Annotated in this window: 18 protein-coding genes and 1 tRNA gene; 12 read left to right on the plus strand and 7 right to left on the minus strand. The window is 70.6% G+C overall.

Annotated elements, in window-relative coordinates; translation table 11 throughout:
* Positions 1 to 43: 43 nt before the first annotated feature.
* Positions 44 to 1,624 (minus strand): flavin monoamine oxidase family protein, encoded by a 1,581-nt coding sequence (locus ACQCO7_RS10610; protein ID WP_464071586.1) that lies wholly within the window; start codon positions 1,622 to 1,624, stop codon positions 44 to 46.
* Positions 1,625 to 1,841: 217 nt separating this feature from the next.
* On the minus strand, positions 1,842 to 3,347 hold the full coding sequence (rpsA, locus tag ACQCO7_RS10615) for a 30S ribosomal protein S1 (RefSeq protein ID WP_409114537.1): 1,506 nt from the start codon (positions 3,345 to 3,347) through the stop codon (positions 1,842 to 1,844).
* A gap of 402 nt (positions 3,348 to 3,749) precedes the next feature.
* On the opposite strand from rpsA, the gene ACQCO7_RS10620 reads away from it, so the two are divergent.
* Positions 3,750 to 4,568, plus strand: coding sequence for a class I SAM-dependent methyltransferase (locus ACQCO7_RS10620; protein WP_464071587.1), 819 nt, complete (start codon positions 3,750 to 3,752; stop codon positions 4,566 to 4,568).
* A gap of 6 nt (positions 4,569 to 4,574) precedes the next feature.
* A complete protein-coding gene (gene hrpB / locus ACQCO7_RS10625; RefSeq protein ID WP_464071588.1) occupies positions 4,575 to 7,139 on the plus strand; it encodes an ATP-dependent helicase HrpB in 2,565 nt (854 codons plus the stop codon).
* A gap of 5 nt (positions 7,140 to 7,144) precedes the next feature.
* Here hrpB and pgfA read toward each other — a convergent pair whose 3' ends face one another.
* From pgfA to ACQCO7_RS10640, 3 genes are all read right to left on the minus strand, one after another.
* Positions 7,145 to 8,131, minus strand: a complete 987-nt coding sequence (gene pgfA, locus ACQCO7_RS10630) for a cell envelope lipid trafficking protein PgfA (RefSeq protein WP_464071589.1) — start codon at positions 8,129 to 8,131, stop codon at positions 7,145 to 7,147.
* A gap of 10 nt (positions 8,132 to 8,141) precedes the next feature.
* Positions 8,142 to 8,276 carry an SPW_0924 family protein gene (locus ACQCO7_RS10635; RefSeq protein WP_107085457.1) on the minus strand — a complete coding sequence of 45 codons (135 nt, stop codon included), beginning with the start codon at positions 8,274 to 8,276 and terminating at the stop codon, positions 8,142 to 8,144.
* Between the two features lie 136 nt (positions 8,277 to 8,412).
* Positions 8,413 to 10,188, minus strand: a complete 1,776-nt coding sequence (locus ACQCO7_RS10640) for a lytic transglycosylase domain-containing protein (protein ID WP_464071590.1) — start codon at positions 10,186 to 10,188, stop codon at positions 8,413 to 8,415.
* 302 nt (positions 10,189 to 10,490) lie between these two features.
* Here ACQCO7_RS10640 and ACQCO7_RS10645 point away from each other — a divergent pair, with 302 nt between their 5' ends.
* Entirely contained in the window at positions 10,491 to 11,339 is an 849-nt protein-coding gene (locus ACQCO7_RS10645) for a DUF4184 family protein (RefSeq protein WP_464071591.1), read from the plus strand.
* Here ACQCO7_RS10645 and polA read toward each other — a convergent pair.
* Complete coding sequence (gene polA, locus ACQCO7_RS10650) at positions 11,333 to 14,059, minus strand: DNA polymerase I (protein WP_464071592.1); 2,727 nt, start codon at positions 14,057 to 14,059, stop codon at positions 11,333 to 11,335. The two genes, ACQCO7_RS10645 and polA, sit on opposite strands and share 7 nt — an antisense overlap.
* A 131-nt stretch (positions 14,060 to 14,190) precedes the next feature.
* Here polA and ACQCO7_RS10655 point away from each other — a divergent pair, with 131 nt between their 5' ends.
* The 7 genes from ACQCO7_RS10655 (at position 14,191) to ACQCO7_RS10685 (ending at position 23,165) form a co-directional block, all read left to right on the plus strand.
* Positions 14,191 to 16,470, plus strand: coding sequence for an FdhF/YdeP family oxidoreductase (locus ACQCO7_RS10655; RefSeq protein WP_464071593.1), 2,280 nt, complete (start codon positions 14,191 to 14,193; stop codon positions 16,468 to 16,470).
* A gap of 64 nt (positions 16,471 to 16,534) precedes the next feature.
* Positions 16,535 to 17,008 carry a hotdog fold thioesterase gene (locus ACQCO7_RS10660; RefSeq protein ID WP_464071594.1) on the plus strand — a complete coding sequence of 158 codons (474 nt, stop codon included), beginning with the start codon at positions 16,535 to 16,537 and terminating at the stop codon, positions 17,006 to 17,008.
* A gap of 494 nt (positions 17,009 to 17,502) precedes the next feature.
* Positions 17,503 to 18,735 (plus strand): branched-chain amino acid ABC transporter substrate-binding protein, encoded by a 1,233-nt coding sequence (locus ACQCO7_RS10665; RefSeq protein ID WP_464071595.1) that lies wholly within the window; start codon positions 17,503 to 17,505, stop codon positions 18,733 to 18,735.
* A gap of 113 nt (positions 18,736 to 18,848) precedes the next feature.
* Positions 18,849 to 19,778, plus strand: coding sequence for a branched-chain amino acid ABC transporter permease (locus ACQCO7_RS10670; RefSeq protein ID WP_010358718.1), 930 nt, complete (start codon positions 18,849 to 18,851; stop codon positions 19,776 to 19,778).
* A 5-nt stretch (positions 19,779 to 19,783) separates the two neighbouring features.
* The gene (locus tag ACQCO7_RS10675) at positions 19,784 to 21,604 is read left to right on the plus strand and encodes a branched-chain amino acid ABC transporter permease (protein WP_464071596.1); all 1,821 of its coding nucleotides are present in this window, start codon (positions 19,784 to 19,786) and stop codon (positions 21,602 to 21,604) included.
* Between the two features lie 5 nt (positions 21,605 to 21,609).
* On the plus strand, positions 21,610 to 22,452 hold the full coding sequence (locus tag ACQCO7_RS10680; protein ID WP_464071597.1) for an ABC transporter ATP-binding protein: 843 nt from the start codon (positions 21,610 to 21,612) through the stop codon (positions 22,450 to 22,452).
* Positions 22,449 to 23,165, plus strand: a complete 717-nt coding sequence (locus tag ACQCO7_RS10685) for an ABC transporter ATP-binding protein (protein WP_464071598.1) — start codon at positions 22,449 to 22,451, stop codon at positions 23,163 to 23,165. The genes ACQCO7_RS10680 and ACQCO7_RS10685 overlap by 4 nt, the downstream gene beginning before the upstream one ends.
* A 61-nt stretch (positions 23,166 to 23,226) precedes the next feature.
* On the opposite strand, the gene ACQCO7_RS10690 is transcribed toward ACQCO7_RS10685, so the two are convergent.
* Positions 23,227 to 23,880, minus strand: coding sequence for an ANTAR domain-containing response regulator (locus ACQCO7_RS10690; RefSeq protein WP_010358722.1), 654 nt, complete (start codon positions 23,878 to 23,880; stop codon positions 23,227 to 23,229).
* A gap of 98 nt (positions 23,881 to 23,978) precedes the next feature.
* Here ACQCO7_RS10690 and ACQCO7_RS10695 point away from each other — a divergent pair.
* Together ACQCO7_RS10695 and ACQCO7_RS10700 are read left to right on the plus strand one after the other, a co-directional pair.
* A tRNA-Leu gene (locus ACQCO7_RS10695) sits at positions 23,979 to 24,062 on the plus strand.
* A 77-nt stretch (positions 24,063 to 24,139) separates the two neighbouring features.
* Complete coding sequence (locus tag ACQCO7_RS10700; protein ID WP_464071599.1) at positions 24,140 to 24,928, plus strand: helix-turn-helix domain-containing protein; 789 nt, start codon at positions 24,140 to 24,142, stop codon at positions 24,926 to 24,928.
* The last annotated feature ends 4 nt before the right edge of the window (positions 24,929 to 24,932 follow it).

The raw sequence follows: 24,932 nt of genomic DNA on the forward strand, positions 1-24,932 counted from the left end.
TAGGACATTCCCGGTCCCCGTGACCTCGGCCGGGTGAATCCCCTCAGGACGCGAGCACGCGCGCGTGGAGCGAGGTCACCGCCCTGCGCGCGGAGGTGAACGCGCCGTGCTGCCAGGCGTCCGTGTGGCTGAGCCAGTCGCCGGCGAACCAGACCCTGCCCGTGGGCTCGTTCAGCGGCTTGTAGCGGACGTCGTCGGGGCCTCCGGGGGTGGAGTGCCAGGCGGCCTCCAGATGGGGCGTCTGACGCCAGTGGTGCGAGAACGACGAGACGAGTTCGCTCCGGTACTTCTCGCCGTAGATCTTCACCCCCGCGGCCACCGCGCGCCGTTCGCGCTCCTCGGGCCGCAGGCGCGCGTACGCGTCGGCGTTCGCACCGTAGTTGTAGTAGCCGACCAGGACGCCGCGCTCGCCGCCGAACCCGTACGACGGGTGCCAGATGTGCACGACGTCCTGGTCGGTCTCGGTGATCCCGCCGTAGATCCGGTGGTCCAGTTCCCACCACCGCGACCGGTACTCCAGGCCGATCTTCCCGGCCGACGACGGGGTGATCGCCTCCAGCGCGGACTGCACCGCGGAGCCGAGGTTGTGCGGTACCCCGGCGAGGATGTTGGGCGGGAGCGCGGCGACGGCGTAGTCGGCGTCGACGGCTTTCGTACGGCCCGCCTGGGTGTAGGTGACGGTGACACCCCGGCCGGTGTCGGTGATCCGCGACACGACCGCTCCCGTCCGCACGCGGTGGGCCCCCACCGCGCGGGTGAGCGCCAGCGGTATCCGGTCCATCCCGCCGACCGGCTGGAACATCAGCATCGCCTGGTCGAACCCGAACTCGAAGGAGAAGTACCGGCCGACACCGCTCGCGAACACCTCTGAGGCGCTCGGCACGTCCCCCAGCGGCACTCCGGGTGTCCCGGCGGCGGCCGGTACGGTCGCGTATCCGCGCCGCTCCCCGCCGTCGTACGTCAGCCGGTCGCCGAGCTCCCCCCAGTCCTTGAGGAACTCGACCAGCCGTTCCCGGTCCGTGCTGGTCAGCCGCTCGTCCAGCGCTCCCTGGTCGGTGGCCTTGGCGAGCAGTTCGGAGACGTACCCGTACACGTCGGCCTTGGCGGTGCGGTGGCGGACCGGCGCGGTCATGCCGGCGGACTCGTTGTAGAGGTAGGCGTCCGCGTTGACGTTGGTGAACACCTCGACGGGGACGCCGAGTTCGCGGCAGTAGTCCAGGGTCACCATCCACTGGGGTATCCGCGCGGGTCCCGCGTTCAGGTACTGCCCGTCGGCGAACCGCGCGGTCTGCGTGTGGCCGTACAGGTCGGTCGTGCGGTCCCCGGCGCGCACGGTGAAGTTCCGGCCGCCCGTCCGCGCCCGCGCCTCCAGGACCGTGCAGTCGTAGCTGGCCTTGCCGAGTTCGTAGGCGGTGGTCAGTCCGGCGATCCCGCCGCCGATCACGACCACCTTGGCCGCGCCGCGTCCGGTGGTGCTCAGGTCCCCGCCCCTGGGCGGCCGGTACTCCTCGGCGCGCGCGGTGGGGGCGAGTCCCAGAGCCCCCATGGTGGCGAAGAGCGCTCCCGCTCCGCCGGTGATCCCCACGTCCCGCAAGAACGTCCGCCGGTCGCGTGTCCGTGCCATGACTGAGCCCCTTCCCGATCATGAACAACTGCCGGGAAGCGTCTCAACACCCAGTTACGGCACGGTGGTTGCCGCTGTGTCCGGTGGGTTTCGGAGCAGCCGGGAGACTGAGCGGACGGGAGACTGAGCGGACACAAGACTGAGAGGCCGCACCTCGAAAGGTACGGCCCCTCAGTCAACAACTACCGCTCAGTGAGCGCCGGTCGTGCGGTGAGCGTCAGCTCTGGCCGCCCGCCAGCTTCTCGCGCAGGGCAGCCAGCGCCTCGTCCGAGGCGAGCGCGCCGGACGTGTCCGCGCCCTCGGAGGAGTAGGACGAGCCACCGCCGCCCGCGGCCGGAGCCGCACCACCCGCGGCGTCGCCACCCTCGGCAGCGGCAGCGGCGTCGGCCTCGCGGCTCTTGATGACCTGCTGCTGGTGCTGCTCGAAGCGGGACTGCGCCTCGGCGTACTGGTTCTCCCACACCTCGCGCTGAGCCTCGAAGCCCTCGAGCCAGTCGTTGGTCTCGGGGTCGAAGCCCTCGGGGTAGATGTAGTTGCCCTGGTCGTCGTAGGACGCGGCCATGCCGTACAGGGTCGGGTCGAACTCGACCGAGGCCGGGTCGCTGCCGAAGGACTCGTTGGCCTGCTTGAGGGACAGCGAGATCCGGCGGCGCTCCAGGTCGATGTCGATGACCTTGACGAAGATCTCGTCGTTGACCTGGACGACCTGCTCCGGGATCTCCACGTGGCGCTCGGCCAGCTCGGAGATGTGGACCAGACCCTCGATGCCCTCGTCGACGCGGACGAACGCACCGAACGGAACGAGCTTCGTGACCTTGCCGGGCACGACCTGACCGATCTGGTGCGTGCGCGCGAACTGCTGCCACGGGTCTTCCTGGGTCGCCTTCAGCGACAGGGAGACGCGCTCGCGGTCCATGTCGACGTCCAGGACCTCGACCGTGACCTCCTGGCCGACCTCGACGACCTCGGAGGGGTGGTCGATGTGCTTCCAGGACAGCTCGGAGACGTGGACCAGACCGTCGACGCCACCCAGGTCCACGAAGGCACCGAAGTTGACGATCGAGGAGACGACGCCGGAACGGACCTGACCCTTCTGGAGGGTCGTGAGGAACGTCTGGCGGACCTCGGACTGGGTCTGCTCCAGCCAGGCACGGCGGGACAGGACCACGTTGTTGCGGTTCTTGTCCAGCTCGATGATCTTGGCCTCGAGCTCCTTGCCCACGTACGGCTGGAGGTCGCGGACACGACGCATCTCGACGAGAGAGGCCGGAAGGAAGCCACGGAGGCCGATGTCGAGGATGAGACCACCCTTGACGACCTCGATGACGGTACCGGTGACGATGCCGTCTTCTTCCTTGATCTTCTCGATCGTGCCCCAGGCGCGCTCGTACTGCGCGCGCTTCTTGGACAGGATCAGACGGCCTTCCTTGTCCTCCTTCTGGAGAACCAGGGCCTCGATCTCGTCACCAACCGCGACGACCTCGTTCGGGTCGACGTCGTGCTTGATGGAGAGCTCGCGGCTCGGGATGACGCCTTCGGTCTTGTAACCGATGTCGAGCAGGACCTCGTCCCGGTCGACCTTCACGATGACGCCGTCGACGATGTCGCCGTCGTTGAAGTACTTGATCGTCTCGTCGATCGCGGCGAGGAAAGCTTCCTCGTTACCGATGTCGTTGACCGCAACCTGCGGGGTGGTGGCGGTGGTCTCGGTGCTGCTCGTCATGTGGGAAAGGGCTCCGGTACGGACATTGAAGTCGTAGGTACTGCTTGCGCCAGGAGCCCGTTTCGCACACTGATGAAGGCCGGACAGCCAAGGAAGCGCCCGCCGGAGAACGGCGACGGCACCTCGAAAACCGAGGGGACAACCAACAGATGCGAGCGCAGCCTGCTAGGTCTGAGGAGCGCAGGCTCGCAGCGCAACTTGTAGCATACGGGGGCAGCCGGACGGGGTCAATGCGCGAAGGCGCACACCCGGGGCGGATCCCCGCATACCCGGCACAAGAAGCGTCTCTGGAGGCCAACGCAGGCCCGCGAGACCCCTTCCGTGACACCCGCGCGGGCGCCTGTGCCCGAAAAAGGGTGACGGAAGAGTACGACGAGGGAGCCGATCATCCAAGAGCCAACGGTGTCCGCTGTGGACCACGACCCCGAATCCGACTCCGAGGCCACGCGGCGTTCCGCGGACGTCACGGAGAGCGCCCGCGCGAACCGGGGGTGGTGGGACCGCAACGCGGACGAGTACCAGGTCGAGCACGGCACGTTCCTCGGCGACGACCGCTTCGTGTGGGGCCCCGAGGGGCTCGACGAGGTGGAGGCCGAACTCCTGGGCCCCGCCGAGAAACTGGCGGGCCTCACGGTCCTGGAGATCGGCGCGGGCGCTGCGCAGTGCTCGCGCTGGCTCGCCGCGCAGGGGGCCCGGCCCGTCGCCCTCGACATCTCCCATCGCCAGCTCCAGCACTCCCTGCGCATCGGCGGGGCCATCCCCCTGGTCTGCGCCGACGCGGGCGTCCTGCCCTTCGCGGACGGCTCCTTCGACCTCGCCTGCTCCGCGTACGGCGCCCTGCCGTTCGTCGCCGACCCGGTGCAGGTCCTGCGCGAGGTGCGCCGCGTGCTGCGCCCCGGTGGCCGCTTCGTCTTCTCGGTCACCCACCCGATCCGCTGGTCCTTCCCCGACGAACCCGGTCCCGAGGGCCTGACGGTCGCCGCCTCCTACTTCGACCGCACCCCGTACGTCGAACAGGACGCCGAGGGCAACGCCGTCTACGTGGAACACCACCGCACCCTGGGCGACCGCGTCCGCGACATCGTGACGGCGGGCTTCCGCCTCGTCGACCTCACCGAGCCGCAGTGGCCGGCCTGGAACACGTCCGAGTGGGGCGGCTGGTCGCCCCTGCGGGGCAACTTGATCCCGGGGACGGCGATCTTCACGTGTGAGCGGGACTGAGGTCCCGTGATCCGCTACGACGCCCTCGACGCCCTCCCGGTCCGCAGTGCGCTGCCGGCCCTCGGTGATGCCCTGGACGCGCGCGGGACGGCCGTTCTCGTGGCGCCCCCGGGGACGGGGAAGACGACGCTCGTACCGCTGGCGCTGGCGGGGCTGCTCGGGGAGGGGCCCGCGCGCACGGTCGTCGTCGCCGAGCCCCGGCGGATCGCCGCGCGGGCGGCTGCCCGGCGGATGGCCTGGCTGCTCGGGGAGGACGTCGGGAACAGCATCGGGTACACCGTGCGCGGGGAGCGGGTCGTCGGCCCGCGTACGCGCGTGGAGGTCGTGACGACCGGGGTGCTGCTGCAACGGCTCCAGCGGGACCAGGAGCTGGCCGGGGTGGACGTCGTCGTGCTGGACGAGTGTCATGAGCGGCATCTGGACGCGGACACCGCCGCCGCGTTCCTGTGGGACGTACGGGAGGCGCTGCGGCCGGAGTTGAGGCTGGTGGCGGCGTCCGCTACGACGGACGCGCAGGGGTGGGCCGAACTGCTGGGCGGGGCTCCTGTCGTCGAGGCGCGGGGCGTGTCGTACCCGGTCGAGACCGTGTGGGCGCCGCCCGCGCGCGAGGTACGGCCGCCGCACGGCACGTGGGTCGATCCGGCGCTGCTCGCGCACGTCGCGTCGGTGGTGCGGCGGGCGCTCACCGAGAGGGCGGGGGACGTGCTGTGCTTCCTCCCCGGCGTGGGCGAGATCGCGCGGGTGGCGGGACAGCTGGGCGGGGGCGTCGGGGACGTCGAGGTTCTCCAGGTGCACGGGCGCGCGCCGGCCGCCGTCCAGGACGCGGTGCTGGCCCCCGGTGCGCGGCGCAGGGTGGTCCTCGCGACGGCCGTCGCGGAGTCGTCGCTGACGGTCCCCGGGGTGCGCGTGGTCGTGGACTCCGGGCTGGCGCGTGAGCCGCGCGTCGACCACGCGCGCGGGCTGAGCGCGCTGGCGACCGTACGGGCGTCCCGGGCAGCGGGGCGCCAGCGGGCCGGCCGCGCGGGCCGCGAGGCGCCCGGCACGGTCTACCGCTGCTGGCCGGAGGCCGAGAACGCCCGTCTCCCGCGTTTTCCCGCCCCCGAGATCAAAGTGGCCGACCTCGCCGCGTTCGCCCTCCAGGCGGCCTGCTGGGGCGATCCCGAGGCCACCTCGCTGGCGTTGCTCGACCCGCCGCCGACGGGGGCAATGGCGGCGGCGCGCGACCTGCTGACGGCGATCGGCGCGGTCGACCCCACGGGCCGCGCCACCGCACGAGGCATCCGGCTGGCCCGGCTGGGCCTGCACCCCCGCCTGGGCCGCGCCCTCCTGGACGGCACCGCCGCCGTGGGCGCGCAGCGGGCCGCCGAGGCCGTGGCCCTCCTGAGCGAGGAGCCACCCCGCGAGTACGGCGACGACCTCACCGCCGCACTGCGGGCCGCCCGGCGCGGGGGCGACGTGTACAGCGCGCGCTGGCGGACAGAGGTACGGCGCCTGCGAGCGGTCGCCTCCGGAGCCACGCCGACTCCCTCGCCCGGCACCGCTACGGCACCCGCCACCTCGGCCTCCGTCGCCATGAGCCCGCCCCGCGAAACCTCCCCCACCACCGACGCCCCCGCCCTGATCACCGCCCTCGCCTTCCCCGAACGCCTCGCCAGACTCGACGGCGGCACCCACCTCATGCTCTCCGGCACCCGCGCGGAACTCCGCGAGGGCTCCCCCCTCCGCCCGTCCCCCTGGCTGGCGATCGCCGTGGCCGACCGTCCCGTCGGCAAGGGCCACGCGCGCGTGCAGCTCGCGGCAGTCGCCGACGAGGACACCGCGCGGTGGGCCGCGGGCGCGCTGCTCGACGAGCGGGAGGAGGTCCGGTGGGCCGGCGGGGACGTCGTCGCGCGGCGGGTGGAGCGGCTGGGGGCCGTCGAGCTGGCGGTACGGCCTCTCGGGAACGCCGGCGCCGGGCTCGTACGCGGTGCCCTCCTTGAGGGCCTGCGGCAGGAAGGGTTCGGCGTGTTGCGGTGGACCGACGCGGGTGCGGGCCTGCGGCAGCGGCTCGCGTTCCTGCGGGCGCGGGTCGGGGAACCCTGGCCGGACGTCTCCGACGACGCCCTGCACGCGCGCGTGGACGAGTGGCTGGAGCCGGAGCTGGGCAGGGCCCGGCAGCGGAAGGATCTCGCGCGGATCGATGCCGGGAACGCGCTGGGGCGGTTGCTGCCGTGGGCGTCCGGGGAGGCGGGGAGGCTGGGCGAGCTGGCGCCGGAGCGGATCGTCGTACCCAGCGGGTCGAGCGTCCGGGTCGATTACGGCGATCCCGACCGGCCCGTGCTGGCCGTGAAGGTGCAGGAGATGTTCGGGCTCCAGGAGTCGCCCCGGGTGGCCGGTGTGCCGGTGGTGGTGCATCTGCTGTCCCCGGCGGGGCGGCCGGTCGCCGTCACGGCGGATCTCGCGTCGTTCTGGCGGGAGGGCTACCGGGGCGTACGCGCGGAGCTGCGCGGCCGGTACCCGAAGCACCCGTGGCCCGAGGACCCGGCGACGGCCGAGCCGACCCGGCACACGAACGCGCGCCTCAGACGCTGACCGCCTCAGACACCGACCGGCTCGGGCAGCGGCTCCGCGCGCGGGGTGATCGGGCGCCTCCCCCGGGCCTCCAGGAGCAGCGCGAGGGCCAGCAGCGACAGTCCCAGTCCGGCGAACCCCCACGGCAGGTACGACGTCATGAGCAGCACGAGCGTGCGGTTGCTCTTCACGAGGTCGACGGTGTGCTCGATGTAGTCCTCGCGCATCTTGACGTCCCCGGCGAACGCGGTGACCTTCTCGCGCCCGCCGAGGAGCGTGCCCCCGCGCAGTTCCTCCCGGTGGACCTCCTCACCGTTGACGGGCGCCCCGGTGAGCGGTTCGACCCAGAACTTGCGGACGGTGGTGTACCAGCGGGTGGTGCCGGTGGAGGCGATAGTCTCGGGGGTGATGCCCGCGACGGGCATCGTCTTGGGCATGGGGACCTGCGTCCAGGGGACGGTCTGCTCGAAGTAGTAGACCGTCAGGCCGCGGAACGTGCGCGTGCCCTTGTAGTGGATCGGCGCCGACGTGCGGGTCTGCGCGTCGAAGTACTCGTAGTCCCGTTTCTCCACGAGGAACGGCCACTTGAACTCGATGCCCCTGCGGGTGACGGGGTCGCCGTCGACCATCTCCCCGTCGGCGTGGACGGGCGCCTGCGTGTGCGCGTCGAAGATGTACCGCTCGGGGACCCTGGAGACCATCTTGCCGTCGGGGCCGACGACGTAGGAGAGGCCGTCCCAGACGACGACGTCCTTGCCGGCGGTCTTCTCGACGCGCTCGGACTCCTCGACGTTGCCCTTGAGGGTCTGGACGATGGTGACTTTCGGGACCGTACGCGCGCGCAGGGTGCCGTAGTCGAGGAGGGTCGCGTTCTTCGCCTCCAGGACGGTCGCCTGGTAGGTGTTCGCGGGGATCTTGGCGAGCCGGGGGAAGGCGTACCAGCGCAGCAGGGGCGCGAGGGACGCGAAGAAGACGGCGAGGGCGAGCAGGATCAGGGCGGATCTGCGGCGCATCGCGCCCTCCTCACGGGTGCGCGGGCACGGTCGTCAGCAGCGGCTTGGGCGACGTCTCACCGGTGGGCGCGCCGACGGCACTGATCGTCAGGACGAGGGCGAGGGCGACGGCCAGACCGGCTGCGGCGGCGATCAGGGCGCGCATACGGACCTCCCGGACCTGACGGCCTGTCAGGTGTCGGCACCGTAGCAACGGGCGGCCGAGATGAGAACAGCCGCGGCGCCTCCTTCCCGAAGACCGGGATGGGGGCGCCGCGGCTGCTGTACGGGCCTGTGCGGGCCTAGGAGGCCGAGGGTGAGGCTTCGGCCGACCCGCTCGGTGAGGGGCTGGCAGAGGGCGAGCCACTCGGTTCGGGCTCCGGGTCCGGCGTGGCGGCCGGCGCCGCCGTGACCGTCAGTTCGACCGTGAGGCTCGCGCCCCCCGCCGTCGTGATCTTCAGCAGGAACGTCCCGGCGTTGTCGTCCGCGTACAGCTTCGGCAGCTTGAGGAGGCCGAGCTCGTCCGTCGTCAGGCCGGTCAGGGTGCGGACGGGCTTGCCGTCGGCGTCCTTGAAGTACGGGCCCTTGTCGTTGGCCGTCGTGTCACCGGCGGCGGCGACCAGGGTGGCGGTCGCGGCGACCTTCCCGGCGGCGGAGCCCTTCAGCGTGGCCTTGACCTGGACCTGGTCGGCGAACTCGCCGCCCGCGACGGTGCTCAGCAGACCGTTCAGGAGGTTCGAGATCAGGTCGGCGGAGCGGGCGTCGACGGTCGCCGTGTAGTCGACCGGGTCGACCGTGCGGCCGATGACCAGCGCGCGGACGACGAACGAGCCGGTCTTCTCGCCCGCCTGGAGCGCGGGCGCCGTGGCGACGCCCTTCGCGTCGGTCGTGACCGTCGCGAGCTTCTCGCCGCCGGTGAACGTGGTGTCCGTGTCGCCGACGATCAGGAAGCGGACGCGGACCTTGGCGACGGCCTTGCCGTCGGCGGTCTCCGCGCGCGCGGCGGGCTTCTGCGCGAAGGCGCTCCCGGCGGTCGCCGTCAGCCTGGCCGCGCCGGCGTTCTCCAGACGGCGGACCGTGTCCGTCGGGGTCTGGGCCGGCGGCGGCGTGGTCGGCGGGGTCTTCGGCGGGTCCGTCTTCGGGGGCGCCGGGGTCTTCGGCGGGGTGCCCGGCCTCGGCGGGGCCGGCTTCGGGCCCGGACCGGCCGCCGGGTTGTCGCTGCGGTTGCCCGGGAGCGTGCCCGTGCCGTTCGGGATCTCGTGCGTGCCCCTGCGGTAGTACTCCAGCCACGAGGTGACGGTGTTGTAGTACGCCGTCGAGTTGTTGTAGCTGAGGATCGCGCTGCGCAGGCCCGACGCCGTGTTCATGTCCCAGCCGTTGCGGCACAGGTAGTGCGCGGCGGCGAGGGTGGCGTCGTAGACGTTGTTGGGGTCCTTCCTGCCGTCGCCGTTGCCGTCGCGGCCGGCCCACGCCCAGGTCGAGGGGATGAACTGCATGGGGCCCACGGCGCGGTCGTACAGGGCGTCGCCGTCGAAGGCGCCGCCGTCCGTGTCGCTGATGTGGGCGAAGCCGACGCCGTTGAGGGGCGGGCCGAGGATCGGGGTGATCGTCGTGCCGTCCGCCGCGACGTTCCCGCCGCTCGCGTGGCCCGACTCGACCTTGCCGATCGCGGCGAGGAGTTCCCAGGGGAGGTTGCAGCCGGGCTTGTCGGCCGCGAGGGCCGTCGCGGCCTTCTTGTAGGCGTCCAGGACGGTCGCGGGGATGCCCGACTCGGAGACGGTGCCGGTACCGGGCGCACCGGTGCCGGGTATCGGGGTGGTGCCCGCACTGGGCACCGGGCTCGGACTGTTGAGGGGCGGCAGGTCCGTGTAGTACGGCGAGTTGCCGGTGGCGCCGCCGGTCGTCGCACCCGGGTCGGCCGCCGCCGCGGGTGCGTCGGCGGGTCTGGCGGATCCGTCCTGGGCCGTGCCCGCGACGACCTCCGGTGCCTGGGACGCGGCCAGGGCGGCGACCGCGACGGCGGCCACGGTGGTGTTGACCGCGCTCTTGCGCAGCCTCCTGCCGAAATGCGCCGACATGAAGTGAACCCCTCCCGTGGACGCCCGAGCGCCCGTCTCTGTCTGCACGTGCTACCTGTGTGACGAACGAGCCGCCCGGGAGGTTGCCCCTCCAGCCGGTTTCCGTCCCGCCGCCACCGCTCGCCCCGCGTACACCGGGCGTACCGACGAGTACGGCGACCCTACGTCAACTCCCTTGGCACCGGCACCCGTCGGGGGCTGTTTTCCTCCGCCCCACAGACCCCGGCGGCCGGGAACCGCACCCCGCGCGGCGGACGTCCTCACGGTGTCTTCGTGATCGTCTTCCCGTCTGAGGAGCAGTTGTGCCGTTCACCCTGAGCCACGCCGCCGCCGTGCTGCCGGGTGTGCGCGGTGACGGGAGCGGCCGGGGTCGGCTGATTCCCGCCGTTCTCGTGGCCGGGTCCTTCGCGCCGGACCTCACGTACTACGCGGCGAGCGCCGCCCCCGGCGCGATGCGGTTCGGCGACGTCACGCACTCCTTCACCGGGGTGTTCACGGTCGACGTGCTGCTCGCGTGGCTGCTGGCCGGGCTGTGGCTCCTCGTCCGTGAGCCGCTGGTCGCGCTGCTGCCCGCCGCCGGGCGGCCCCGGGTCGCCGCGCTCACCCGCTGCGGTGTCCCGCACGCGCGCGTGGAGGGCGCTCTGGTGGTGCGGTGGTACGTCTCCTCCGTCGCCGGGTCCCTCACGCATGTCGTCTGGGACGCGTTCACCCACCTCGACCGGTGGGGGATGCGGCTGTTCCCGGTCCTCGGCGAGGAGATCGCCGGGTCGCCGCTGTACTGGTACCTCCAGTACGGGGGGTCGCTGGCCGCCGCCGTCGCCATCGGGGCGTTCCTGGCGTACGCGCTGCGCCGGGCGCCCTCCGGGGCGGCGCCGGGGGTGCCGGTGCTGTCGGTCAGGGACCGGTGGCTCGCGGGGGTGCTGCTCGGCGCGTGCGCGGGGGTGGGGGCGGTGCTGCGGGTGGTGCGGTGGTGGGCGTACTGGGGGGATCGGGGGGCCAGGCCCTGGGAGATCGTCCCGACGGGGTGCTTCGGGGCAGGGGCGGGACTTCTGGCGGGGGTCGTGGTGTACGCCGTCGTCGTACGGCTGTCGCGGCCGGGCGAGCGGCGAGGAGTGCCCTCCGAGGGAGAGCACTCCTCGGTCTCTCAGTGAGCGGCCGACTCCCAGTTCTGGCCGGAGCCGACCGACACGTCCAGCGGAGCGCGCAGGTGGACCGCGTCGGCCATCTCCCGGCGGACCAGTTCCTCGACCCGCGCCGCCTCTCCGGGCGCGATCTCCAGGACGATTTCGTCGTGGACCTGGAGCAGCAGGCGTGAGGCCAGTTTCGCCTCCTCCATCGCCACGGCCACCTTCAGCATCGCGATCTTGACGATGTCCGCCGCCGTGCCCTGGATGGGCGCGTTGAGGGCCATGCGTTCGGCCGTCTCGCGGCGCTGGCGGTTGTCGCTGTTGAGGTCGGGGAGGTAGCGGCGGCGGCCGAAGAGGGTCTCCGTGTAGCCCGTCGCGCGCGCCTCCTCGACCGCGCGGTGCAGGTAGTCCCGTACGCCGCCGAAGCGCTCGAAGTACGTGTCCATCAGCGCGCGCGCCTCGCCCGCGTCGATGTTCAGCTGCTGGGAGAGGCCGAACGCGGACAGGCCGTACGCCAGGCCGTACGACATGGCCTTGATCTTGCGGCGCATCTCCGCGTCGACGGCGTCCTTGTCGACGGCGAAGACCTGCGCGGCGACCGTGTTGTGGAGGTCCTCGCCGGAGGTGAACGCCTCGATGAGGCCCGCGTCCTCGGAGAGGTGGGCCATGACGCGCAGCTCGATCTGGCTGTAGTCGGCGGTCATCAGGGACTCGAAGCCCTCGCCGACGACGAACCCGCGCCGGATCGCGCGGCCCTCCTCCGTACGCACCGGGATGTTCTGGAGGTTGGGGTCGACGGAGGACAGGCGGCCGGTCGCGGCGACGGTCTGGTTGAACGTCGTGTGGATACGGCCGTCCGCCGCGACCGTCTTGATCAGGCCCTCGACGGTGACGCGGAGCTTGGCCTGCTCGCGGTGGCGGAGCATGACGACCGGCAGCTCGTTGTCCGTCTGGCCGGCGAGCCAGGCGAGCGCGTCCGCGTCGGTCGTGTAGCCCGTCTTCGTCTTCTTCGTCTTCGGCAGGCCCAGTTCACCGAACAGGACCTCCTGGAGCTGCTTCGGGGAGCCGAGGTTGAACTCGTGGCCCGCCGCCGCGTGCGCCTCCTTCACCGCCTGCTGGACGGCTCCGGCGAACATCTGCTCCATGGCCTCCAGGTGCGCGCGGTCGGCCGCGATGCCGTGGCGCTCCATGCGGGCCAGGATCGCGGACGTCGGCAGCTCCATGTCCCGCAGCAGGTCGGTCGCGCCGACCTCCTCCAGGCGCTCGCGGAACGCCTCGCCGAGGTCGAGGATCGCGCGCGCCTGGATCATCAGGGCCTCGCTCTCCGCGCCGTCGTCCGCGCCGAACGCGAGCTGGCCGTCGGCCGCGGCGGCGGGCTCCAGTTCGCGGCCCAGGTACTCCAGGGAGAGCGCGTCCAGGTCGAAGGAGCGGCGGCCCGGCTTGACCAGGTACGCGGCCAGCGCGGTGTCCATGATGACGCCCTCGATGGTCCAGCCGTGCTCGGCGAAGACCCGCATCGCGCCCTTGGCGTTGTGGAAGACCTTGGGACGGCCGGCGTCCGCGAGCCAGGCCGCCCACGCGCGCTCGTCCGTCTCGTCGAGCTGCGCCGGGTCGAACCAGGCGGCCGGGCCGTCGGCCGTGGCGAGCGCGATCTCCGCGACGTTGCCCGCGCCCAGGGCCCAGGTGTCGACGGTCGCCACGCCCAGCGTGCCCGCCTCGTGCCGCGCGAGCCAGGGGGCCAGTTCGCCCGTGCCCAGCACCGTGGCGTCCAGCTCCACGCCCGGCGCGGCGACCGGCGTCGGGCCGGCCTCCTCGCCGCCGGGGTCGACCGCGAGGAGGCGCTCGCGCAGGGACGGGTTGCGGATCTCCAGCGTGTCCAGGACCAGGGCGACGGCCGTGCGGTCGTACGCGGCGCGCTCCAGGTCCGGGACCGTCTTGTCCAGCTCGACCGTCCGCACCATCTCCGTCAGGCGGCGGTTCAGCTTCACCGCGTCCAGGTGGTCGCGGAGGTTCTGGCCCGCCTTGCCCTTGACCTCCTCGACGCGGTCCACGAGTTCCGCGAACGAGCCGAACTGGTTGATCCACTTCGCGGCGGTCTTCTCGCCGACGCCCGGAATGCCCGGCAGGTTGTCCGACGGGTCGCCGCGCAGCGCCGCGAAGTCCGGGTACTGGGCGGGCGTCAACCCGTACTTCTCGAAAACCTTCTCCGGGGTGAACCGGGTCAGCTCCGAGACGCCCTTGGTGGGGTACAGGACCGTCGTGTGCTCCGTGACCAGCTGGAACGAGTCCCGGTCGCCGGTCACGATCAGGACGTCGTACCCGGCCGCCTCCGCCTGGGTCGCCAGCGTCGCGATGATGTCGTCCGCCTCGAAGCCGTCCACCGCGAACCGGGACACGTGCATCGCGTCCAGCAGTTCGCCGATCAGCTCCACCTGGCCCTTGAACTCGTCCGGCGTCTTCGAGCGGTTCGCCTTGTACTCGGTGAACTCCTCGGAGCGCCAGGTCTTGCGGGACACGTCGAACGCCACGGCGAAGTGCGTGGGCGCCTCGTCGCGCAACGTGTTCGCCAGCATCGAGGCGAAGCCGTAGATCGCGTTCGTCGGCTGCCCCACCGCCGTCGTGAAGTTCTCCACCGGCAGCGCGAAGAACGCGCGGTACGCCAGCGAATGCCCGTCCATGAGCATCAGCCGGGGCCTGGCCCCGCCGGTTGCCGTGTCGTTCGTCTTCGATGCTGTCTCTGCCACGCCCCCGATCCTGCCACGCGCCACTGACAACGGACCGCCATCGCCCCCCGGCCCCCGCCCCGTCCCGGCTGTCACTCCCCCGTGCGAGGATCGGACAAGGACTCGCTTGCGGTTGCGAAGGAGAGTGTGGGATGGCCGGGAAGGCGCCGAAGAGTGATCCGGTTCAGGACGCGCCGCAGGTCGGTGGGCCGAAGCACGCCGCGGCGGGGCTGCCCGCGGTGGGGCACTCGCTGCGGATCGCCCAGCAGCAGATGGGGGTCAGGCGCACGGCGCTGACTCTGCTGCGGGTCAACCAGAAGGAAGGGTTCGACTGCCCCGGGTGCGCCTGGCCCGAGCCCGATCACCGGCATGCCGCCGAGTTCTGCGAGAACGGCGCCAAGGCCGTCGCCGAGGAGGCGACGCTGCGCCGGGTCACCCCGGAGTTCTTCGCCGGGCACAGCGTCGACGACCTCGCGACGCGCAGCGGGTACTGGCTGGGCCAGCAGGGCCGGCTCACGCACCCGATGTACCTCCCCGAGGGCGCCGACCACTACGAACCGGTCTCCTGGGACCGCGCGTTCGCCATCATGGGCGAGGAGTTCGACCGCCTCGGCTCGCCGGACGAGGCGGTGTTCTACACCTCGGGCCGCACGAGCAACGAGGCCGCGTTCCTGTACCAGCTGTTCGCGCGGGAGCTGGGCACGAACAACCTCCCGGACTGCTCGAACATGTGCCACGAGTCGAGCGGCTCGGCCCTGTCGGAGACGATCGGCATCGGCAAGGGCAGCGTCCTGCTGGAGGACCTCTACCAGGCGGACCTGATCATCGTCGCCGGCCAGAACCCGGGCACGAACCACCCGCGCATGCTCTCCGCGCTGGAGAAGGCGAAGGCGTCCGGCGCGAAGGTGATCAGCGTCAACCCGCTGCCCGAGGCGGGCCTGGAGAAGTTCAGGAACCCGCAGACGGCGAAGGGCATGACGGCGGGCGCGTCCCTCACCGACCTGTTCCTCCAGATCCGCATCGGCGGCGACCAGGCCCTGTTCCGCCTCCTGAACAAGCTGATCCTGGAGACTCCCCAAGCCCTCGACGACGAGTTCATCGCCGAACACACGCACGGCTTCGAGGAGTTCGCGCAGACGGCGAAGGCGGCGGACTGGGACGAGACCCTCGCGGCGACGGGCCTCACGCGCGCGGAGATCGAGGAGGCCCTGCGCATGGTCCTCGCCTCCGAGCGCACGATCGTCTGCTGGGCGATGGGCCTGACCCAGCACAAGCACTCCGTGCCGACGATCCGCGAGGTCGTCAACTTCCTCCTCCTGCGCGGCAACATCGGCCGTCCGGGTGCGGGCGTGTGCCCGGTCCGGGGCCACTCCAACGTGCAGGGCGACCGCACGATGGGCATCTTCGAGCGCCCCGCGCCCGCGTTCCTGGACGCCCTGGAGAAGGAGTTCGGCTTCACGCCCCCGCGCAGGCACGGCTACGACGTCGTACGGGCGATCCGCGCCCTGCGCGACGGCGAGGCGAAGCTCTTCTTCGCGATGGGCGGCAACTTCGTCTCCGCGTCCCCGGACACGGACGTCACGGAGGCGGCGATGCGCAAGGCACGCCTGACGGTGCACGTGTCGACGAAGCTGAACCGCTCGCACGTCGTGACGGGCGCGCGGGCGCTGATCCTGCCCACCCTGGGCCGCACGGAACGCGATCTCCAGGGCTCCGGCGAGCAGTTCGTGACCGTCGAGGACTCGATGGGCATGGTCCACGCGTCCCGGGGCCGCCTGAAGCCGGCGAGTACGCAGCTCCTGTCGGAACCGGCGATCGTGTGCCGGCTGGCCCGCCGCGTCCTGAAGGACCGGACCACCACCCCCTGGGAGGAGTTCGAGAAGGACTACGCGTCGATCCGCGACCGCATCGCCCGCGTGATCCCCGGCTTCGAGGACTTCAACGCGCGCGTGGCGCACCCCGGCGGCTTCACCCTCCCGCACGCCCCGCGCGACGAGCGCCGCTTCCCGACGGCGACCGGCAAAGCCAACTTCACGTCCGCGCCGGTGGAGTTCCCCGAGCTGCCGGAGGGCCGCCTGCTGCTCCAGACGCTGCGCAGCCACGATCAGTACAACACCACGATCTACGGCCTGGACGACCGCTACCGGGGCATCAGGAACGGCCGCCGGGTGGTCCTGGTCAACCCGCAGGACGCGGAGCGGCTGAAGCTGGCGGACGGGTCGTACGTCGACCTCGTGGGCGAGTGGAAGGACGGCGTTCAGCGGCGTGCGCCGGGCTTCAGGGTCGTCGTCTACCCCACCGCGCGCGGCTGCGCGGCGGCGTACTACCCGGAGACGAACGTCCTGGTGCCGCTGGACGCGACGGCGGACACCAGCAACACCCCTGCCAGCAAGTCCGTGGTGGTGCGTCTGGAACAATCGGCGACCGACTGAGCGTTTGCTCAGCAGGAGCACACCGAGCCGAGACAGCACGCCACCACGAAACGGAGCCGGGTCCATGGCCGAGCAGACGTTCCCGCAAGAGGTCGTCGACGAGTACGCCGCACTCGGCGTCGACCTGCCGTCCCTGTTCTCCGCGGGCCATCTCGGCACCCGGCTGGGCGTCGAGATCGTCCAGGCGTCCGCGGACCAGGTGGTGGGCACGATGCCGGTGGAGGGCAACACCCAGCCGTACGGGCTGCTGCACGGCGGCGCCTCGGCGGTGCTGGCCGAAACCCTCGGCTCGGTCGGCGCGATGCTGCACGGCGGGAGCACGAAACTGGCCGTGGGCGTCGACCTGAACTGCACGCACCACCGGGGCGTGCGCTCCGGCCTGGTGACCGGCGTGGCCACGCCCGTGCACCGGGGGCGCTCGACGGCGACGTACGAGATCGTCATCACCGACGAGGCGGGACGGCGGGTGTGCACGGCGCGGCTGACCTGTCTTCTGCGTGACATCGGCGCGGGCGCCGAGGCGCCGTCCGTCCGGTAGCCGGTCACCGTCCGCCGCATATCGATGCAGGTCCGCACCCCGCTCCGGGGTGCGGACCTGCGGTGTTTTTCGCGGCCCGATACGGGTGACGGAATACGGAAAAGCGATCAGGAACGTCCGATTCCCTTTCACGAACGTAACCCTGCGTAATGAGGGCGCAATAAAGGGACCCTGGCCGGACAAGAGCCTGCGGCAACGAATTCCGTCATCAGCAAAACGCCCCAGACTCCTGAACCACACCTGCCCGGTCCTGCGCGTTCTCACCATGCGGACGGAACGAACCGGCCCGAATTCCACTGTTCCACCCTTCCAGTACCGCTCTGCATTACCTCGTGTCATAACAAGAGCGTCACAGCATTGGCCAGAGTCTCCTCCAGCTATCCACACCCGCTTAGAGTCACGGCCAGTCACGGCGCGGCCGGAATACCTCTCCGGTCAACGCCCGACTCGGCCACTTCCAGGGGGGAGGGCCGTGCCAGGGAAAGGACTGGATCGTGCGTCAACGCTCGTTCATCGCCATCACCGCCGCACTGGCGGCGGGCTCTCTCACTCTGACCGCCTGTGGCTCGCGCGACGACAGCGGTGACAAGTCCGGCTCGGACGGCACCACCACCGTCACCATCGGCGTGGACGCCCCGATCAGCGGCGACCTGTCCGCCATGGGCCTCGGCATGCGCAACTCCGCCGACCTCGCGGCCAAGACCGCGAACAAGCAGGAGTTCGTCAAGGGGGTCACCTTCAAGATCCAGCCCCTCGACGACCAGGGCCTGTCCGCCCCCGGCCAGCAGAACGCCACGAAGTTCGTCGCCGACAAGAACGTCATCGGCGTCGTCGGCCCGCTGAACACCAGCGTCGCCGTCACGATGCAGAAGATCTTCGAGGCCGCGAGCCTCGTCCAGGTCTCCCCGGCCACCACCGGCCCGATCCTGACCCAGGGCCCGGACTGGGCGACCAAGAAGGTCCGCCAGTTCAAGTCGTTCTTCCGCACCGCGACCACGGACGCCATCCAGGGCCCGTTCGCCGCGCAGTACGTCCACAACACGGCGAAGAAGACCAAGGTCTTCGTCATCGACGACAAGAAGGCGTACGGCGCCGGCCTCGCGGGCACCTTCACCGCCGAGTTCAAGAAGCTCGGCGGCCAGGTCGTCGGCACCGAGCACATCAACCCGGACGCCAAGGACTTCTCCGCGGTCGCCGCCAAGGTCAAGAGCTCCGGCGCCGACGTCGTCTACTACGGCGGCGAGTACCCGCAGGCCGGCCCGCTCTCCAAGCAGATCAAGGCGGCCGGCGCGAACGTCCCGCTGGTCGGCGGCGACGGCATCAAGGACGACAAGTTCATCGCGCTCGCCGGCGCCACCGGCAACGGCGACGTCGCGACCTCCGTCGGCGCCCCCGTCGAGTCGCTGCCCTCCGCCAAGAAGTTCATCGACGACTACAAGGCCGGCGGCTACACCGACGGCTACTCCGCCTACGGCGGCTACTCGTACGACAGCGCCTGGGCGATCATCGAGGCCGTCAAGAAGGTCGTCGACGACAACGGCGGCAAGCTCCCCGCCGACCCCCGCGCCAAGATCCTCGCCGCCATGCAGAACGTCTCCTTCGACGGCGTGACCGGCAAGGTCTCCTTCGACGAGTTCGGCGACGCGACCAACAAGCAGCTCACCGTCTACTCCGTCACGGCCGGCGCCTGGAAGACCGTCACCACCGGCACCTACAACGGCGGCTGACACACCTAGCCACACCCCCCTCACGACGAGCCGCGCGGGGCGCTGTTCCAACAGCGCCCCGCGCGCACTCGCATCCGGCCACCGTCACACACGACCGTCTCGGAGGACATGCGGTGAACGAACTGCCGCAGCAGCTGGTCAACGGCTTGCTACTAGGAGCCATGTACGGGCTCGTCGCCATCGGCTACACGATGGTGTACGGCATCGTCCAGCTCATCAACTTCGCCCACGGCGAGATCTTCATGACCGGCGGCTTCGGCGCGCTCACGGTCTGGCTCTGGCTCCCGAGCGGCACGACCATGTGGCTCGCCCTGCCCCTGATGATCGTCGGAGCGATCGTCGTCGCCGTCACCATCGCGGTCGGCGCCGAACGCTTCGCGTACCGCCCCCTGCGCGGCGGCCCCCGCCTCGCCCCCCTCATCACGGCGATCGGCCTCTCCCTCGCCCTCCAGCAGGCGGTCTGGGCCTGGTACCCCGACGCCAAGTCGGCGCGCACCTTCCCCGAGATCCCCGGCGGCCCCTTCGAACTCGGCGACGTCACCATCCAGACCGGCGACATCTTCCTGCTCTGCGCCGCCCCCCTCTCCATGGCCTTCCTCGCCTACTTCGTGATGAAGACCCGCACCGGCCGCGGCATGCAGGCCACCGCCCAGGACCCCGACACCGCGAAGCTGATGGGCGTCAACACCGACCGCATCATCGTCCTCGCCTTCGCCCTCGGCGCCACCTTCGCCGCCGTCGGAGCCGTCGCCTACGGCCTCAAGTACGGCCAGATCGACTTCAAGATGGGCTTCCTCCTCGGCCTCAAGGCGTTCACCGCGGCCGTCCTCGGCGGTATCGGCAACATCTACGGCGCCATGATCGGCGGCGTCGTCCTCGGCATCGCCGAGACCCTCACCACCGCCTACGTCGCCGACATCCCCGGCATGGACAAGTTCGGCAGCCAGTCCTGGGCCGACGTCTGGGCCTTCGTACTCCTCATCCTCGTACTGCTGTTCAGGCCACAGGGCCTGCTCGGCGAGCGCGTCGCGGACAGGGCGTGACACCCATGACGACTCAGACCACCGCACCGAAGACCCCGGACACCGCGCCCGCGTCCGCCGGACTCGTCGCCCTCCCCGAGAAGACCGGCCGCGCCCTCGCCCTCGGCGGCAGCGCGCTCGCCATCGTCTCCACCTTCCTCGCCTGGACCTGGACCGGCGACTTCCCCGGCGACCTCACCGTCTACGGCTACCCCGGCGGCCTCCAGGTCCTCGTCCTCGTCGCCGCCGCCCTGACCACCCTCTTCACCCTCTCCTCGTACGGCGTGAAGGGCCTGGCCTGGCTCACCCCGGCCGGCGGCGACGCGGCCGTCAAGTTCGCCGCCCTCGCCACCTTCGCCACCACCTGGTACACGGTCATCGCGATCAGCACCGACCTCGGCGGCGTCGTCAACCTCGAACCCGGCGCCTACGTCGCCGCAGCCGCCACCCTCATCGCCCTGACCGGCGCCCTCGCCCTGCCCTTCGAGCACCCCGCGCCCGACCCGATCGACCCCGACGACAGCGGCTGGGAACAGTTCAAGCACCGCGCCCGCCACCAGTGGACGACCGTCAAGGCCGCCTTCGGCGCCGACGCCCCCAAGCCGGTCCGCGCGCTCCCCCCGTACGCCGAGATCCTCATCATCATCGCCGTCCTCGCCCTCGGCCTCACCGTCTTCACCTACGGCATCGGCACCGAGTACGACGAACTCTTCATCGGCTTCCTGATCACGGCGGGGTTCGGCTTCGCCGCCCTCAACAAGGCCGGCCTCGTCTCCCACGCCTCCCAGATCACCTCGCGCCACCAGAGCATCACCATCACCGGCGGCTTCATCACCGCCGCCCTCTTCCCCTTCACCCAGACCGACGACCAGTACGCGACCATCGGCGTCCAGATCCTCATCTTCGCCACCGTCGCCCTCGGCCTGAACATCGTCGTCGGCCTCGCCGGACTCCTCGACCTCGGATACGTCGCCTTCCTCGGCGTCGGCGCCTACGCCGCCGCCCTCGTCTCCGGCAGCACCACCTCGCCGATCGACGTCCACTTCCCCTTCTGGGCCGCCGTCCTCGTCGGCGCCGCCGCCTCCCTCGTCTTCGGCGTCCTCATCGGCGCCCCGACCCTCCGGCTGCGCGGCGACTACCTCGCCATCGTCACCCTCGGCTTCGGCGAGATCTTCCGCATCACCGTCAACAACCTCGACGGCACCTCCGGCCCCAAGGTCACCAACGGCTCCAACGGCGTCGTCTCCATCCCCGACCTGAAGATCTTCGGCTTCGACCTCGGCGTCCCGCACGACATCGCGGGCTTCACCATCGGCCGCTTCGCCAACTACTTCCTGCTGATGCTCCTCATCACCGCCGTCGTCATCGTCGTCTTCCGGCGCAGCAGCGACTCCCGCATCGGCCGCGCCTGGATCGCCATCCGCGAGGACGAGACCGCCGCCCTCGCCATGGGCATCAACGGCTTCCGCGTCAAGCTCATCGCCTTCGCCGTCGGCGCCACCCTCGCCGGCCTCGCCGGCACCGTCCAGGCCCACGTCAGCTACGCCGTCACCCCGGACCAGTACGTCTTCGCCAGCTCCTCGCCCCCCAACTCCGCGTTCCTCCTCGCCGCCGTCGTCCTCGGCGGCATGGGCACCATCAGCGGACCCCTCGTCGGCGCGGCGCTCCTCTTCCTCATCCCCAACAAGCTCCAGTTCCTCGGCGAGTACCAGCTCTTCAGCTTCGGCGTCGCACTCATCCTCATCATGCGCTTCCGGCCCGAAGGCCTGATCCCCAACCGCCGCCGCCAACTGGAGTTCCACGAAGAGGCCGAAGCGCCCACCGTCCTCAGCAAGGCAGGGGCCTGACGACCATGACGAACACCGTCCTCGACGCACGCGGCGTCACCATGCGCTTCGGCGGCCTCACCGCCGTACGGAACGTCGACCTCACCGTCAACAGCGGCGAGATCGTCGGGCTCATCGGGCCCAACGGTGCCGGCAAGACGACCTTCTTCAACTGCCTCACCGGCCTGTACGTCCCCACCGAGGGCGAGGTCCGCTACAAGGACACCGTCCTGCCGGCCAAGTCCTTCAAGGTCACCGCCGCCGGCATCGCCCGCACCTTCCAGAACATCCGGCTCTTCGCCAACATGACCGTCCTGGAGAACGTCCTCGTCGGCCGCCACACCCGGACGAAGGAAGGGTTCTGGTCCGCCGTCCTGCGCCTGCCCTCCTTCCACCGGGCCGAGGCCGCCTCCCGCGAACGCGGCATGGAACTCCTCCAGTTCGTCGGCCTCGCGGACAAGGCCGACCACCTCGCGCGCAACCTGCCCTACGGCGAACAGCGCAAGCTGGAGATCGCGCGCGCCCTCGCCAGCGAACCCGGGCTGCTCCTCCTCGACGAGCCCACCGCCGGCATGAACCCCCAGGAGACCCGCGCCACCGAAGAGCTGGTCTTCGCCATCCGTGACCAGGGCATCGCCGTTCTCGTCATCGAGCACGACATGCGGTTCATCTTCAACCTCTGCGACCGCGTCGCCGTCCTCGTCCAGGGCGAGAAGCTCATCGAGGGCGACAGCGCCACCGTCCAGGGGGACGAACGCGTCGTCGCCGCGTACCTCGGCGAACCCTTCGAGAACGCGCCCGGCGCCGAGGAAGTCGCCGAGGTCGAAGCGGCGGAGGCCCACAGCACCACCGAAGGAGGCGCGAAGTGACCGCGCTGCTCGAAGTCGAAGACCTCCGCGTCGCCTACGGCAAGATCGAGGCCGTCAAGGGCATCTCCTTCACCGTCGACGCCGGCGAGGTCGTCACCCTCATCGGCACCAACGGGGCCGGCAAGACGACCACCCTGCGCACGCTCTCCGGGCTCCTCAAGCCGGTCGGCGGGCAGATCCGCTTCGAAGGCAAGTCCCTGAAGAAGATCCCCGCGCACCAGATCGTCTCCCTCGGCCTGGCGCACTCGCCCGAGGGCCGGCACATCTTCCCCCGCATGACCATCGAGGACAACCTCCGCCTCGGTGCCTTCCTGCGCAGTGACAAGCCCGGCATCGAGCAGGACATCCAGCGCGCCTACGACCTCTTCCCGATCCTGGGCGAGCGCCGCAAGCAGGCGGCGGGCACCCTCTCGGGCGGCGAGCAGCAGATGCTGGCGATGGGCCGCGCCCTGATGTCCCAGCCGAAGCTGTTGATGCTGGACGAGCCCTCGATGGGCCTCTCCCCCATCATGATGCAGAAGATCATGGCCACGATCGCCGAGCTGAAGTCCCAGGGAACGACGATCCTCCTGGTCGAACAGAACGCCCAGGCCGCCCTCTCCCTCGCGGACCACGGCCACGTCATGGAGGTCGGCAACATCGTCCTGTCCGGCACGGGCCAGGACCTCCTCCACGACGAGTCCGTACGCAAGGCGTACCTCGGCGAGGACTGATCCCGGATACGACGATGGCGGGCACCCCCGGCGCCGGGGGTGCCCGCCATCGTCGTACGCCTCAGCCCTTCGCGGACTTCTTCTCGTCCGCGTCCAGGATGACCGCCTCCGCGACCTGCTGCATCGACATGCGGCGGTCCATCGACGTCTTCTGGATCCAGCGGAACGCGGCCGGTTCCGTCAGGCCGTACTCGGTCTGGAGGATCGACTTCGCGCGGTCGACCAGCTTGCGGGTCTCCAGGCGCTGGGTGAGGTCGGCGACCTCGTTCTCCAGTTCCTTCAGCTCGGTGAACCGCGAGACGGCCATCTCGATCGCCGGGACGACGTCGCTCTTGCTGAACGGCTTCACGAGGTAGGCCATCGCCCCCGCGTCCCGCGCGCGCTCGACCAGGTCCCGCTGCGAGAACGCGGTCAGCATCAGCACCGGGGCGATCCGCTCCTCGGCGATCTTCTCGGCCGCGGAGATCCCGTCCAGCTTGGGCATCTTCACGTCCAGGATCACCAGGTCCGGCTTGTGCTCGCGGGCCAGCTCGATGGCCTGCTCCCCGTCCCCGGCCTCCCCGACAACGGCGTACCCCTCCTCCTCCAGCATCTCCTTCAGATCGAGACGGATCAACGCCTCGTCCTCGGCGATGACGACTCGGGTCGTCAGCGGAGGCACGTGCGACTTGTCGTCGTCGGGCGCGTCTACGGGCTGGGGCGACTCGGCGGTCACGGGGGCTCCTTGGTCGGGGCAGGGGTACTGCTGGTTAGCAGGGTACCTAGCTGCACCTCAGTGCGGTGACCCGGTACACTCCTCTCCAGAAAGCCTAAGCCGGGTTGGCGCAACTGGCTGACGCGGAGGTCTCAAACACCTCTGTCCGCAAGGACATGTGGGTTCGAATCCCATACCCGGCACCGTAAGCGGAGGATCACGTTCAAGTGATCCTCCGCTTTTTGCTGCGCGGATACGATCTCCGATCCACAGTAGGTACATGCACTTCCATGGAACTGATGTTCGACAGAAAGCTATCGCCCTGCTGCGTGGGGGCGCGAAGAACGCGGAGGTCGCACGCGAACTCAACGTGCCGCAAGGGACTGTTGCCTACTGGAAGCACATGGACCGGGCGAGCCGCAACGAGTGTCCTGGCAAACACGATCCCTTGTGTCCCCGGTGCGACGGAAGCCCGCTCGATGAACCGGCCTACAGCTACCTGCTGGGGCTCTATCTCGGCGACGGCCACATCAGCCACTACTCCGGCCACCGAGTCCCCAACCTCATGATCACCTGTACGGAATCGTGGCCCGGCCTCATGGACGAGTGCGAGCGTGCCATGCAGACCGTCTTCCCCGGCAACTCCGTCTGCCGCGTCCGCAGAACGGGGTGCAGCAACGTGAAGGTCTACTCCAAACATCTGGCGTGCCTCTTCCCCCAACACGGCCCCGGCAAGAAGCACGAGCGCCTGATAGCCCTCGCCCCCTGGCAGCAGGCCATCGTCGACGCCTACCCCTGGGAGTTCATCCGGGGCCTCATCCACTCCGACGGCTGCCGCATCACCAACTGGACCACCCGTACGGTCGCCGGAGAGCGCAAGCGCTACGAGTACCCCCGCTACTTCTTCACCAACGTTTCCGACGACATCCGCCGCCTCTACACCGACACCCTCGACAAACTGGGCATCGAGTGGACCCACTGCACCCGCAACGGCAACCCGTACAACATCTCCGTAGCCCGCAAAGCCTCCGTAGCCCAACTCGACACCCACGTGGGCCCCAAGCACTGATCCC

The sequence above is a fragment of the Streptomyces saintjeani genome (genome assembly GCF_055409605.1).